Origin of the sequence: Bullifex sp., assembly GCF_034103065.1 — a bacterium.
Classification (GTDB): domain Bacteria; phylum Spirochaetota; class Spirochaetia; order Sphaerochaetales; family Sphaerochaetaceae; genus Bullifex.
On record NZ_JAXEGN010000244.1, the window covers coordinates 1 to 13,583 of the forward strand.

Below are 13,583 nucleotides of genomic sequence, written 5' to 3' on the forward strand. Positions count from 1 at the left end.
TTCAGAGTCATTGAGAGACTATCTTTCCTCTTTAACTTTTAGTGAAAGTGAACTTGAAGAGAAGAATGCAAGACTTTCACAGCTTCAAAGAATTAAGAAAAAGTATGGTCCTTCAATTAGTGATGCAATTAAAAAGAGGGATGAGTATAAGCTTTTTATTAGTAGTGCAGATAATGCTGAAGAATTAATTATTGAAAGTGAAAAGGTTTTAGCTCGAAAAAAGGAATTACTAAACACTGCATCTATTAACTTAAGCTTGAAGAGAAAGAATGGAGCTAAGGATTTAGAACATAAAATACTAGCTATTCTTAAAAAGCTTTCAATGGATGGTGCAGAATTTAAAGTAGCATTTGAAGAAATAAATCCTTCAAGTGAGGGCTGTGATAAAATAGAGTTTTTAATTAGAGCAAATAAAGGTGAGAAGATGGGAGCAATAAAAGATGTTGCTTCTGGAGGTGAGCTATCAAGAATCTTACTTTCTCTAAAGGCTGTTCTTGCTAAAGAGGATGAAACTGAAACTCTCGTCTTTGATGAGGTTGATAGTGGAATAGGTGGTCTTGTTTCAGCAAATGTTGGAGATGTTATTTTAGCCCTTTCTAAGGATCATCAAGTCATTGCTATTACACACTCTGCTCAAATTGCCGCAAAAGCAAATGAGCACTATTTAGTATATAAAAAAGAAGAGGGTGGAAGAACTCTTTCACATTTAAAGAAAATTGAAAAAGATGAAAGAGTAAAAGAAATCGCTCGCCTATTATCAGGTAAAGCGAGCGAAAGTGCTTTAAATCATGCAAGAGAGTTAATTGAAGTTTAATGTTCTATAGAGCTCTCTTGCTCTATCTTGTGAAATTTTTAATTCCTTTCGGCCAATGAAGTATTCATAGATCTCATTTTGTAGATTCTTGCTATCAGGTTCAAAGCCAAAGTTTCTAATTACCTGGAAGAATGAAATAATATTCTCTGCAGTTTCTTCATCTAAGCCTCTAGTTCTAACAACCATTGCAAGCTTTGTAATATCTGAGTTCAAGAACTGTGAGACAAGCTTAATCTCATTAACTCGTCCATATTTAGCAATGATATCAAGGAGAACTACGAAATAAGCTTTCTTTTGCCTCCACTTTATTTGATCTTGCGGAATTGAATTTAATGCCTTTAACATCTTAAGCGCAAGCCCAAGATTTTCAAGAATCTGAGTCTTCATAGGAAGATACTTACTATTCTTTGTTAATACAGAGAAGTGATAAAGTGCATTAACGATTGATTCAATCTCAGAAAGAGGTAGATAGCTAGTTGCTTTATCAACCCACTTGTTATACTTATCAACAACAAGGAGAGGAATCTCATCATTAGTAATTCTATATCTTTCCATAGGAGCATTATTTGATGCTAAATAAAGATTTAATCCACCCTGAATTGATGAAGATGAGAGAACTGTAAAATCATACTTGATAAGTGAAATAGTATCGTGGAATTTAATTCTAGCATTATCCTCACACTCACTTATATATTCATCAATTTTGAAGCGTCCATATTTATCTTCGTAATCTGCTTTAACTGCAATAACTCTATTTAAATAGAAGTAGATTGCTGCTTCGCATTCGCCAGATAAATCTTTAAGCTCTGCTTGAGCAATACTCATTCCATCACCTTGAGCTTTAATATTACTCTTGGCTTTTCTAAGCTCTGATAAGAAAGGTAAGAGTAAATCTTCGCTAGTATAAGGTTGGAACATCTTCATAGCATAGAGAGCATATCTAATATTCTGTCTTGGCTCGATTCCAGAAATATCATTAAAGAAGAATCCACAGCTTGTAAAGGAGAAGTGCTTATATTGAATACCTGAAAGGAGTGCAGAAATTTCACTATCATACTCAGCTGAGAAATTGTACTTCTCATGAAGACGAGCAATAACATCTTGCATTGTATCTTTACATACATATACACTACCAGCTTCATCTAAAATCATAGAGGAGGTAATATTACTTGGGAAAATCTTCTTACACTCGTTATCAAAAATTACATCAAGCTTTTCAGCAAGCTCTGCTAAAGCGTTTCTAAGTGGAGTTCTCCACTTTTGGTTCCAGCCTTCCTCACCACCAGTGTGACAACCACAATCTTTATACCACCTCGAAACACCATGAGAACAAGACCAAGAAGTACCTTTTCCTTCTTCTCCTTTATGAAGTACTGCATGTAATTTTGGGCTATGAGTTTCAAGATAAGCTCCGTAGTTAGTGAGTTCAAAGTCATCACGCTCTTGAATTTTCTTAATTAGTGCAGCAAGAGCCATATCACCAAATGGTTCATGGTGTCCATAAATTTCACCATCGGTTGCAGTATGAATTAAGTTTTGCTTATCTGTATTTTTGATATCTAATAATTTTGCATATAGTTCATCGGCATTTCTAAGAGCATGGCCAAAGCTAATACTCTCAGCAAGACCTGGGTGATAAAAAAATCCTGCTATTTCTTTACCTTGTTTACCTGTTAAAATAAAAGGTTCAGAATAAGGAGCAGGGCGACCATTTAAATCTTCAAGTTGGTGTGTGTAGGGATTTTCTATGCTCTTACACTGCCAAGGAGAAAGAACAACGAATTTAATACCAGCTTCTGAAAGTAGGTCAATTACATTTTCATTAATACCAGCTTCAGGAAGCCACATACCTTCAGGCATACGATTAAAGCGATAAATGAAGTCTTCAATACCCCATTCAATTTGGCGCTTTGCATCACTAATTTTATCAAGTGGTAAAATTGTATGGTTATAGCCCATTGCCATTCCATTACCATGACCAAGGCGTTTTACACTATCCTTATCTGCCTCAACTATCATATCATGATAAATTGGATGTTTTTCTTTAAGCCAAGCCATAATAGTATGGCCATAGTTAAAAGAAATATAGCTATAGTTATTGGTTAATGACATTATTTTGCCATCAGGACCTAAATAACGAGAAAAAGCATTTGCTCCATAGCATTCAGAGCAAATTCTTTCATTCCAGTTGTCAAAAGGAGCAGCACTTGTCTGCTTTTCAATAATACCTGTATATGGATTCTCCCTAGGCGGTTGATAGAAGTGCCCATGGAGTATTAAAGATGTTCTATTGTTACTCATAAGAGAAATTTTAACAAAGGAAATATTCACCCACAAGGAAGAAGTTGTGTACATTTTTATGTTTTTTACAAAAATTTTACGAATTATCGTCCATTTTGTGGGTTTTTTGGCATTTTATTAAGCCATCTATTTGATAGAATGTTATATTCTATAAATTATGTAAGGTTGACTAAATTTTGATTAATCCTTAACCTATTACAGTTAAGGGGTTGCAAATGGTATTGATCAAAATTGATTCCCTCTCTCAAAATGAACTGCAATACATTGCAGAACAAGAGGGAATTGAGGATTTTGATACGCTCTCAAGAGAAGAGCTTATCGATGTGCTTAAAGACATATACGAGGATGAAGATTCAGATATCCCAAGTGTAACAGGAGACAATGTCAATAAGCGATATGTCGCTGGAATTAGTGCATATCGAGGTGATGTCGATGAGGCTGTTCCAAGTCTTCCTGGTGTTGAAGAGCTACCAGCGTTATATCCAGAAACTTCCATTCACGTACTAAATAAAAATGCATCTTGGCTTTATTGCTATTGGTCTATAGCTCCAGGTGATTTGGAATCATATGATGAAAAATTTGGCACATATGAGCTATATCTCAATGTCAATGTAACTGGTAAAGAAATTAGTGAGAAATATGACATAAAGATTGACCGAGAAGATGTAGAGTGGAATATTAGTGTTCCTCATTTACATGGTGAATGTAGAGTTTCTCTCGTTTTGCAAACAGCAGAAAAAAGATACTTACTTGCACAAAGTGAAGCTGTTCCACTTGTATACTGCTATTGGCTTAATAACAGTGTAAAGGTTAATGTTGATGAGGAGTTATTTGTTCGTTACTTAGCTCCAATAACAAATAGGGATGGTTATATCATTCCAAGTGATATCGTTGAAGAAATCATCGATAAAGTTAGGAACGAGGTGGAAAAATAATGGACATCACAGCTAATGTAAATTTGGTTCTACATGCACATTTGCCTTATGTAAGGCACCTAGAATATCCACGCTTTTTGGAAGAGGATTGGCTCTTTGAAGCGCTTCATGAGACATACATCCCTCTATTAAGAGTTTTAGAAGATTTAGAAAAAAATAATAAAAGATTCAAACTTACTATTTGTTTTTCACCAACACTAACAACAATGTGTCTTGATGGTCCTCTTCAGGAGCGCTTTGTTGATTATCTTACATCAAGAATTGAGCTTGGAGAAAAAGAAGTAGTTAGATGTAAAAAAGAGTGTCCTGAGGCATTAAAGGTAGCAACATACTATTTAAACCAAGCAAAGGATAATCTTGATTTCTATGAAGCTTGTGGAAGAAATATTCTTTCTCGTTATGGTGAACTTGCAAAAAAGGGATATATTGAGTTAGTTGCTACTGCTGCAACTAATGCATATCTACCTCTATATAGAAACTATGAGACAGCTATTCGTGCTCAAATTGAGCTTGGAATAAAGAGTCATATTAGTGTTTTCGGCTCAATGCCTAAAGGCTTTTGGCTTCCTGAATGTGGATACTATCCAGGAGTTGAAAAGATTTTAGATGAGTATGGAATTAAGTGGGTACAACTTCCAAGCCAAGCTGTAATTACAGCAAAGAATAAGCTTGAAAGAGCAGATCATGCACCAACCCTTATTGCTGATTCTAATGTAACTAGCTTTATTCGCGACTGGTCATTAACTAACCTAGTTTGGTCTGATGTTTATGGCTATCCTTGTGACTCTGATTACAGAGAGTTCTATCGTGATATCGGCTATGACCTTCCTATGTCTTATATTAAGCCATATATTCATGATGATATTCGTGTATTTACAGGCTATAAGTATTGGGCAATTACTTCAAAGAGTGCAGTTGAAAAGAAGTTCTATGACTTCGATAAGGCTAAAGCTAAGGTTCTTCTTCACAGTGATAACTTCTTGTATCACATCAGACGTAGAGGATTAGCATTAAGTGCTGAAACAGATGAAATTCCAACTTACACAATTTGTTTCGATGCTGATCTCTTTGGCCACAGATGGTTTGAAGGTATTGAGTTTATCAAAAATATTCTTCTTTCAGATACTAGTAAAACTGGAATTAACTTTACAACTCCATCTGAATGCTTGAATTATGTCTTTGAAACTGAAAGAGGATATTTTAATGAGTGTTCATGGGGACGTGGTGGTTTTTCTGATGTATGGCTTGATGGCTCTAATGCTTGGATTTATCGTCACACTCATAAGGCTATTGAAAGGATGCAAGAGCTTGCATTCAGATTCCCAAATCAATCATCTCTTAAAGCAAGATTCTTAAATCAGGCAGCAAGAGAAGTTGTACTTGCAATGGCATCTGACTGGCCTTATATTCTATATGATAAAACAAGTGTAGGGTATGCTGAGAAGCGTCTTAGAAACCATGTAGGTTCATTCAATGTTGTATATTCTAATATGTGTAAAAACGCAGTTAATACTGAATGGCTCATTAAAGCTGAAAGAAGAAATGCAATTTTCCCAGATATTGATTACAACATATTTTTACCAAAAAATATAAAATAATTACTGAATGTTACAAAAGAAAACTACCTAATTAACTTTAGGTAGTTTTTTTATGTACGCACACTTTAAAAGATTTATTTTATCCAAAAATTCTCAAAAAGTGGGAGTTATGGGGTAGAATGTGGTAAAAAGTGGGATAAAATCCCATAAAGTGGTGGAGTTTTGAATGCTACTTACCGGTGAGTACATTGTAAGAGTAGATGAGAAAGGTAGAGTTTCTATACCTTCCAAGCTTCGTACTCTTCTTGGTGTCTCACAAATAGTAGTTACTAAAGGTTTTGATGGAAATTGCCTTGCTATATTTACCCCACAGTTCTTTGACGAGACAGTAACTAATGCAATTGCAGGTCAAGACGGACTACAAATCCTATCTCCTGTAGTAAGAAAGTTTACAAGAAAGTTTGTCTCCCCATCTCAAGTTCTTGATATCGACTCAAATGGAAGAATCAACATTCCTCTTTCATTAAGAGAACATGCTTCTATTGGTGTTAAAGAAGAAATCATATTAATTGGAATGGGTAAGTACATTGAGCTTTGGAATAAAGAAATGTATGAGGACTTAGATTCTGATGAATCAATTTCAGAACTTGCCCAAGAGCTAGCAGAGATGAAGAGGAGCTGAGCAAATGGAAATCTGTCATTACCCAGTTATGCACAAAGAGGTCCTTGAGTACCTTAAACCTGTTTCAGAGGAACCTGTCATGATTGATTGCACAACAGGTGAGGGTGGTCATACTGCGCTCTTTTTAGAAAAGTATCCAAATCTAAAGGTCATTGGACTTGATAGAGATAAAGAGATTCAAAAGAAAGCAATAGAAAGGTTCAAGGATTATGGAAAACGGTTTGAACCTCAAAACTGTTGGTTCAATGATTATTTAAAAGCAAGAGCTAGTGAAAGTGCAGATATTATCTTATTTGATTTAGGAATTAGTGTTTATCACTACGTTGAATCAGAAAGAGGATTTTCATTTGCACACGATGAAAATCTAGATATGCGTCTTAATGCAGAACAAGATTTATCTGCAGAGGATGTTGTAAATATTTACCCTGAAGATGAACTTGCAAACATTATCTATAAATATGGTGAGGAGCGATATTCAAGGCGAATTGCAGAGCGTATTTGTAGAGAACGCGAATTAAAGCGTATTACAAGTGCAAAGCAATTAGCAGATATTATTGCACAAGCTGTACCAGCTCAATATCGCCATGGTCGCATTAATCCTGCAACTCGCACCTTCCAAGCAATTAGGATTGAAGTAAATAAAGAGCTTGATAGAATTGAGCCCGCACTTAAGGAAGCTGTAAGAGTTGTTAAGAAGGGTGGCCGAATCGGGGTAATAACGTTTCACTCCTTAGAGGATAGAAAAGTTAAATGGTTCTTTAAGGATGAAAAGGCTAATAATGGGACAATCGAAATACTTACAAAAAAGCCGATTTGTCCTACGGAAGAAGAAACTAGTGTTAATTCACCTAGTAGAAGCGCAAAGCTAAGGATTGTTGAAAAAAAGTATGATTAACGAAAAAGAGATTAATAAATGGTTTACTACTCCTAATAAGGTACTTGTGTTATTTATTATTTTCTTTGCATTTGCTTCTGTATTTATTTCTCTATTTCAGAGAGCTGCTAAAAGCGATCTTGAGATGAAAATAAAGGTCAGTGAAGAAAGAGTATTAGTTCTTGAAGATCAAACTAGAATACTTGAAAGTGAGATAGCTACAGCAAAAAGTCCAGAAGCATTAATAGAAAGATCTGTTAAAAAACTTGTTCCTTATGAGGAAATTGATAGAACTTCAATCTTGCTAGCAAGAGGTGAAAATAAATGAAAATAGACCTTAAAGAGTTTACCTTAATAACTAATTCATTAGTCTTTGGAAATGCCATAATTGATGCAGTTTCCTTTGACTCAAGAAGTGTAAAAAAGGGAACTCTTTTTGTTGCTATTAAAGGAAAAAGTCAAAATGGCTTTAGTTTTGCATCTTCTGCGCTAGAAAATGGGGCAAGTGCTATATTAACTAGTCTTGATAACTTTTCATTTGCAAAACCTCTAATTGATAGAGGAGTTAATATAGTATTTTCTCATTCTCCATTAGAAGACTTACATAAAGTAATTGAAGTTAAAAGACACGAGATCAAAAATTTAATATCAATTGGTGTTACTGGTAGTTGTGGAAAAACAACAACTAAGGAAATGATTAGCTCAATCATTAGCCAAAGAGAGAAGTGTATTTCTACTATTGGAAATTTAAATAGTGAATATGGCTTAGCAATCAGCATGATGAATTTACAAAATGATAGTAAGTACTGTGTCTTTGAATGTGGAATTGATCATGTTGGCGAAATGGATAAAATGGTAAAAACTTTAGATCCTGATATTGCTGTAATTACTAATATCTCAAATAGTCATCTTGAGTCATTTGGCTCTAAAGATGTAACAGCAAGAGAAAAATCTAAAATTCTTTCATTAAATGCTATAGGCTTTATGGTAGAAGATGATAGCTATTACCAAGTAATAAAGAAAAATTATCCTCTTTTAAATCCTGTTTCCTTTGCCTTTGATAGTATTAAGGATTTAGGTTTAAATGGATTTGAAGTTACCTATAACAATAGAAGTTTTATTATTCCAGTAATAACAAAGGCAAAGCTAATTGATGCATCAATTGCAATTGCCGTTACAAAGTATTTAGGCTTTTCTGATGATGAAATAATTAACGGTCTTTCAAGTATTAATAACCTATTTGGTAGGGGAAGGGTTGTTATGGAAAGTGGCCTTGAAATTATTGAAGATTGCTATAATGCAAATCTTCCATCTTCAATTGATGCAATAAGAACAATAAGTAGACTCGAAACAAACGGAAGTAAACACGTAGTACTTGCAGATATGAGAGAACTAGGAAAGGAGAGTATTTCATCCCACATAGAGCTTGCAAAAGAGTTATATAATGCTGATGTTGATGATATCCTACTTTATGGAAGAGAAGTAAAAGCAACTTATAATAGATTGGTTGAGCTAGGTTTAAAGGATAAGGTATTCTACACTCCAGATTTTATTTCACTTTGCGATGAAGCAAAGAAAAGGACGAAGAAAGGTGATTTAGTCCTATTAAAGGGTAGTAGAGTAATGGCTCTAGAACGCTTATACCCTTCTCTTAGGGAGGTATGTTGATTGTCACTTTTTTTTTCATTCTCAATATGCTTTCTCTTAATGCCTTTAGTAATAAAGGCTTCATTAAAATTTACATCTCCAATAAAGCCTGAATTAAGTGAGCACATGGTTAAAGCAGGTACTCCTGCTTTTGGTTCTGTTGCAATAATAATATCTTTAATAATTACTTTTTTATTTTTTTATAGAACTAATGAAGGCTTGATAGCAGTTATTACAATTGTTTTGTTTTTCTTAGTTGGCTTTATTGATGATTTTCTAAAAGTAAAAAGAGTATCAAGTGATGGATTAAAAAGTCTTACAAAACTTTTACTTCAAATAATTGCTGCACTAATTGTTTCTATACTTGTTAGAAATTATGGGTATTATACAAATACAAATAAAGTAATTTATTACGTTTTAACAACTTTTTACATTGTATTTATAGTTAATGGAGTAAACATTACAGATGGCTTAGATGGCCTTGCTACAAAGTGTTCTATTGCACCATTTATAGTTTTTGCATTTTGTTTTACCTCAATAAGAAGTATTTCCTTAATTGCATTAGCCTCATACATTGCTTTTTTATACTACAACGCACCAAAGGCAAGTGTATTTATGGGGGATGCAGGAAGCCATATGCTAGGTTCAATTTTAGCTTTAATAGGATTACTTAGTACAAAACCATTTATGATGGCACTATCTTGTGGGGTATTTGCACTAGAGCTTCTTTCATCATTTATTCAAATCTTTTCGATTAGAGTATTCAAACGTAAAGTTTTTTCTATTGCACCAATACACCATGCATTAGAAAAGAAAGGGTATAAAGAGGAAAAAATCTGTGATAGATTTGCCTGCATTTCATTTTTATTCTCTATATTATCTGTTACTCTTTTCTTGGGGGCAAAATGAGAGAAGATAGAATTGTTGATTACAGTGACTATAGAGAAACACTTGAACTTGTAAGAGATAGAAATGAAGGAGCGCTATCTCCATTTACATTTATTTGTGTAACACTAATTTTAATATTAATGGGTGGTCTAACTCTATATTCTGCAAGCTATCCAGAAGCAATATCAAAGGGACTTCCTCATTACTATTTCATTTTAAAGCAAGGCATTTTTGCCCTTTTAGGATTATTTGCTGCAATAATAATTAATTACATACCTGAAAAGTGGTTAAAAATATCTTCATATTTGCTTTTAGCTCTTTCATTTATATTATTACTCTTAACACTATTTTCTCCATTTGGAGTAAGCGTAATGGGAGCAAGAAGGTGGCTTGACTTACCACTTATTCCATCCTTTCAACCAAGTGAAATAGCAAAGCTAGCATTAATTCTTTTTTTAAGTACATTCTTTTCCGATGAAAAGTTTAAAAAATATTTAGGCTGGTACTATTTAATACCAATATTAATCATATTAGTTTTCTCTGCATTAATACTAATGCAAAAAGCATATACAACAACAATACTATTCTTACTAACTGGATTAATACTATGTTTATCTGGTGGCTTTAAACTTAGATACATTATTACATTTGTAGCCTTTTTAACTCCACCAGCATTATTCTTACTACTAAGTGAGAGTTACAGAGTTAAACGTATTGCTTCATTTTTATTTCCAGGACTAGACCCAACAGGGCTTGAGTGGCAGGTAAATATGTCACTTTCTGCAATTAAAGAAGGTGGCTTATTTGGAAAGGGGTTAGGAAACGGATACTATAAACTAGGTTCACTTCCTGAAGTTCAAAATGACTTTATCTTCTCATCTTTTGCAGAAGAGTGTGGTTTTGTTGGTATATTCATTTTATTTATTCTCTTTTTCCTATTTATGGTACTAGGAATGAGAGCTTGCCAAAGAGAAAGAATTAGAAATAAATTCTTTAGTAATTTGGCACTTGGAATAACAATGATGATAATAATCCAAGTCCTAATAAATATTTTTGTTGTAACTGGATTATTACCACCAACAGGTATTCCACTACCATTCTTTAGCCAAGGTGGCACAAATTTATTTGTAATAATAATTGAATGTGGCTTGTTATATAGAGTTATTAAAGATTCTGTGAAGGTGAGAAATGGCTAAAAGCAGAACAATGGTAATGATAGTAGTGTTGATACTGTTATCACTGTTTGTAATAACAGTACTCTATTCACTGTCTTTTATACCTCTATTTAACATTTCAGCTATAAAGCTATTTGGGGTAAGTGATATAAGTAAAAGCTTGGAAAATGTTATTTCATCATATTATTCACAAAATAGATTTAACCTTGACTTTGATAAGGAAAGAGCAAGGCTAAAAGCCTTTGCTGAGGTTGATGATGTAACTTTAATTTGGTCTTTTCCTTCAACTTTAGAGATACATATTTCACCTACACCTCAAAAGTGTTTATTAAGTGACAACAATTCCTACTACATTGTTTCCAATGGAAAACTTAATAGGGTTAGAGATGATGAAGTAGAATTTTTAGTAAATAGAATGGTTGTTATTGAGGTACTTCCTGAGTATATTAGTTATCTTTTAAACTATGGAGTTAGAGGAGAACTTGATAGTGTACTAGAACTAATTGCTTCTTCAAGTGAAGAAAATAGTGCATTGATAACCCGGATAAAGTATGATAATAACAATGGTGATGGCTTTGGACAAATTGTTATCACTCTAGGACCACTATCTTCGCAACTTTTTGTTAAAGAGAGAGTGTCAAAGAATCGAATCAGTGATAGTATAAAAGTTATCAGAAAAGAAGCAGAGAGCGAGATTAGTACTTATACGAAGAAGTCTATGATACGATATGATTTATATAAGGATGCACTCGTTAAGCGCTACTCGTCAGGAGATATAAATTATGGCAAGTGACAGAATAATGATGGGGCTTGATATTGGATCGAGTTGGACCCGAGCTGTTATTGGCTCTGTAGGTCGCGAAGGTAATCTAATGATTGATGCCCTTTGCGAAAAACCAACCGAAGGAGTTCGCTCTGGATCCATAGTAAATATTGAACAAACTCTACGTACCATAAACTCAGTTATCTCAGATGCAGAGCTACAGGCAGGATGCGAAGTGCACTCTGCAATTCTTGGTGTTGGTGGTGACCACATCCAAGGTATTCAATCTGTTGGAGTAGTTGGAATTAATTCAAAAGAGCAAGAGATAAAAAAGGATGATATTTATAGAAGCTTAGATGTAGCACGTGCTAGAGAGCTTCCTCAAGATAGAGAATTTTTACATACCTTGGTTCAAGACTTTCAGGTAGATAGTAGAAGTGGAATTAAAGACCCAATTGATATGCTTGGTCGAAGACTTGAGAGTAGGGTATTGTTAATTACAGGTTCATCCTCTATTTGTCAAAATCAAAGAAAGTGTGTTCAACGTGCAGGACTTCAAGTTCAGCGCTTAATGCTACAGTCTGTTGCTGATAGTGAAGTAGTACTATCTAGTGAAGATAAGGAAATGGGCACAATCATTATTAATATTGGCTTTGGAACAACCAATATGATCGCTTACTCAGGTGGAAGTCCAATCTATGCTGGTGGTGTTGGATTTGGTGGTGATTCAATTACAAGCGATTTATCATACATTTTAAATAAGCCAAAGCAGGTTGCAGAGCAAATTAAGTGTCAATCTGGTTCATGTTACGTTCCAGCTGTTAATCCTGATGACATGGTAATAATTCCACAGGTAGGAGGGCTTCCTCCAATAAAAATGCCTAAAAGAGCTCTTGCAGAAATAATTGAACCTCGAATGGCTGAAATTTTTACACTTTTATCAATGGAACTTGAGAAGTGTGAGACAAAAGGCAACTATGGTGGTGGAATTGTATTAGTTGGTGGAGGTTCTCTTTTATCTGGTGTTACAGATTTAGCTAGTGAAATATTCCGCCTTCCAGCGCGAATTGGTTTTCCAGAAGCAATTGGAGGCTTAGATAGAAGCTATATCGATCCAAAGTACTCAACTGTACTAGGATTATTAAAAAGTGAAGCTAGAAAAATTAGTAACCAAAGCAGTCAAGGAAATAGAAAAGAGGAAAAGAGTACTTTTGCTTCTAAGCTTAAGGGTTTATTTGGTAAGTTATTTTAGGAGTTAGATATGGGATTTGGTATTTTTGACATTGAAGACACTACAACAGGGGAACAAGCAGTTCCAACAATTATTAAGGTAGTAGGTGTAGGCGGCGCAGGGGGAAATGCTGTTAACAGAATGATCGCATCAGGACTGAAGAAGGTTTCTTTCGTAGCTTTGAATACAGATGTTCAAGCCTTGCAGAGATCAAATGCTCAGACCCGTATCGCGATTGGAAAGGAGCTTACTGGAGGTCTTGGTGCTGGTGGTCAGCCTGAGATTGGTGAAAAGGCTGCCTTAGAGTCAAAGGAAGAAATTAAAGCTGAGCTTGAAAATACAGATATGGTATTTATTACAGCTGGTATGGGTGGTGGTACTGGAACAGGTGCTGCTGCAGTTGTTGCTGAAATTGCAAAAAGCTGTAATGCACTAACTGTTGCTGTTGTTACAACTCCATTTGCTTTTGAGGGAAAAAAGAAATTCATGCTTGCTCAGGCTGGTATTGAACGCCTTAGAAAGCAGGTAGATACCTTAATTTTAATTCCTAACCAATACTTACTAAAGGTTGTTGAGAACAACACACCAATTAAGCAGGCCTTCTTAATTGCTGATGACGTACTCTACCAAGGTGTTCAGGGAATTAGTGAGTTAATTACAGAACCTGGTGAAATTAATATCGACTTTGCCGATGTTAAAACAGTAATGAAGGGTAAGGGTGATGCCTTAATGGGT

General features: G+C 34.6%; 12 protein-coding genes and 1 pseudogene. 12 read left to right on the plus strand and 1 reads right to left on the minus strand.

Annotated elements, in window-relative coordinates; all coding sequences use genetic code 11:
- A pseudogene (locus SOY52_RS09315) lies at positions 1-814 on the plus strand (DNA repair protein RecN); the annotation flags it as partial.
- Here SOY52_RS09315 and SOY52_RS09320 read toward each other — a convergent pair.
- Complete coding sequence (locus SOY52_RS09320; RefSeq protein ID WP_320848682.1) at positions 800-3,115, minus strand: DUF3536 domain-containing protein; 2,316 nt, start codon at positions 3,113-3,115, stop codon at positions 800-802. The pseudogene SOY52_RS09315 and the gene SOY52_RS09320 sit on opposite strands and share 15 nt — an antisense overlap.
- 215 nt (positions 3,116-3,330) lie before the next feature.
- On the opposite strand from SOY52_RS09320, the gene SOY52_RS09325 reads away from it, so the two are divergent.
- The 11 genes from SOY52_RS09325 to ftsZ form a co-directional block, all read left to right on the plus strand.
- A complete protein-coding gene (locus SOY52_RS09325) occupies positions 3,331-4,050 on the plus strand; it encodes a DUF4912 domain-containing protein (protein WP_320848683.1) in 720 nt (239 codons plus the stop codon).
- Positions 4,050-5,648 carry a glycoside hydrolase family 57 protein gene (locus tag SOY52_RS09330; RefSeq protein WP_320848684.1) on the plus strand — a complete coding sequence of 533 codons (1,599 nt, stop codon included), beginning with the start codon at positions 4,050-4,052 and terminating at the stop codon, positions 5,646-5,648. Before SOY52_RS09325 ends, SOY52_RS09330 begins: the two co-directional genes overlap by 1 nt.
- 166 nt (positions 5,649-5,814) lie before the next feature.
- Complete coding sequence (locus SOY52_RS09335) at positions 5,815-6,270, plus strand: cell division/cell wall cluster transcriptional repressor MraZ (RefSeq protein ID WP_320848685.1); 456 nt, start codon at positions 5,815-5,817, stop codon at positions 6,268-6,270.
- Positions 6,271-6,274: 4 nt separating this feature from the next.
- On the plus strand, positions 6,275-7,165 hold the full coding sequence (gene rsmH / locus SOY52_RS09340; RefSeq protein ID WP_320848686.1) for a 16S rRNA (cytosine(1402)-N(4))-methyltransferase RsmH: 891 nt from the start codon (positions 6,275-6,277) through the stop codon (positions 7,163-7,165).
- Positions 7,158-7,472 carry a hypothetical protein gene (locus SOY52_RS09345; RefSeq protein WP_320848687.1) on the plus strand — a complete coding sequence of 105 codons (315 nt, stop codon included), beginning with the start codon at positions 7,158-7,160 and terminating at the stop codon, positions 7,470-7,472. Before rsmH ends, SOY52_RS09345 begins: the two co-directional genes overlap by 8 nt.
- The gene (locus tag SOY52_RS09350) at positions 7,469-8,812 is read left to right on the plus strand and encodes a UDP-N-acetylmuramoyl-tripeptide--D-alanyl-D-alanine ligase (RefSeq protein ID WP_320848688.1); all 1,344 of its coding nucleotides are present in this window, start codon (positions 7,469-7,471) and stop codon (positions 8,810-8,812) included. Before SOY52_RS09345 ends, SOY52_RS09350 begins: the two co-directional genes overlap by 4 nt.
- 39 nt (positions 8,813-8,851) lie before the next feature.
- Complete coding sequence (locus SOY52_RS09355) at positions 8,852-9,700, plus strand: phospho-N-acetylmuramoyl-pentapeptide-transferase (protein ID WP_320848689.1); 849 nt, start codon at positions 8,852-8,854, stop codon at positions 9,698-9,700.
- Complete coding sequence (locus SOY52_RS09360; RefSeq protein ID WP_320848690.1) at positions 9,697-10,875, plus strand: FtsW/RodA/SpoVE family cell cycle protein; 1,179 nt, start codon at positions 9,697-9,699, stop codon at positions 10,873-10,875. The genes SOY52_RS09355 and SOY52_RS09360 overlap by 4 nt, the downstream gene beginning before the upstream one ends.
- Entirely contained in the window at positions 10,868-11,647 is a 780-nt protein-coding gene (locus tag SOY52_RS09365) for a hypothetical protein (protein ID WP_320848691.1), read from the plus strand. Before SOY52_RS09360 ends, SOY52_RS09365 begins: the two co-directional genes overlap by 8 nt.
- The gene (gene ftsA, locus SOY52_RS09370) at positions 11,637-12,869 is read left to right on the plus strand and encodes a cell division protein FtsA (protein WP_320848692.1); all 1,233 of its coding nucleotides are present in this window, start codon (positions 11,637-11,639) and stop codon (positions 12,867-12,869) included. Before SOY52_RS09365 ends, ftsA begins: the two co-directional genes overlap by 11 nt.
- Positions 12,870-12,878: 9 nt before the next feature.
- A partial coding sequence (ftsZ, locus tag SOY52_RS09375; protein ID WP_320848693.1) for a cell division protein FtsZ occupies positions 12,879-13,583 on the plus strand: 705 nt, incomplete at its 3' end.

Excerpts from the sequence above, each read along its gene's own strand:
- SOY52_RS09360 (WP_320848690.1), top strand. The coding sequence starts at position 9,697 with ATGAGAGAAGATAGAATTGTTGATTACAGTGACTATAGAGAAACACTT.
- SOY52_RS09345 (WP_320848687.1), top strand. The coding sequence starts at position 7,158 with ATGATTAACGAAAAAGAGATTAATAAATGGTTTACTACTCCTAATAAG.
- SOY52_RS09365 (WP_320848691.1), top strand. The coding sequence starts at position 10,868 with ATGGCTAAAAGCAGAACAATGGTAATGATAGTAGTGTTGATACTGTTA.
- ftsA (WP_320848692.1), top strand. The coding sequence starts at position 11,637 with ATGGCAAGTGACAGAATAATGATGGGGCTTGATATTGGATCGAGTTGG.
- SOY52_RS09330 (WP_320848684.1), top strand. The coding sequence starts at position 4,050 with ATGGACATCACAGCTAATGTAAATTTGGTTCTACATGCACATTTGCCT.
- SOY52_RS09335 (WP_320848685.1), top strand. The coding sequence starts at position 5,815 with ATGCTACTTACCGGTGAGTACATTGTAAGAGTAGATGAGAAAGGTAGA.
- SOY52_RS09355 (WP_320848689.1), top strand. The coding sequence starts at position 8,852 with ATGCCTTTAGTAATAAAGGCTTCATTAAAATTTACATCTCCAATAAAG.
- SOY52_RS09325 (WP_320848683.1), top strand. The coding sequence starts at position 3,331 with ATGGTATTGATCAAAATTGATTCCCTCTCTCAAAATGAACTGCAATAC.
- SOY52_RS09350 (WP_320848688.1), top strand. The coding sequence starts at position 7,469 with ATGAAAATAGACCTTAAAGAGTTTACCTTAATAACTAATTCATTAGTC.
- SOY52_RS09320 (WP_320848682.1), bottom strand. The coding sequence starts at position 3,115 with ATGAGTAACAATAGAACATCTTTAATACTCCATGGGCACTTCTATCAA.
- rsmH (WP_320848686.1), top strand. The coding sequence starts at position 6,275 with ATGGAAATCTGTCATTACCCAGTTATGCACAAAGAGGTCCTTGAGTAC.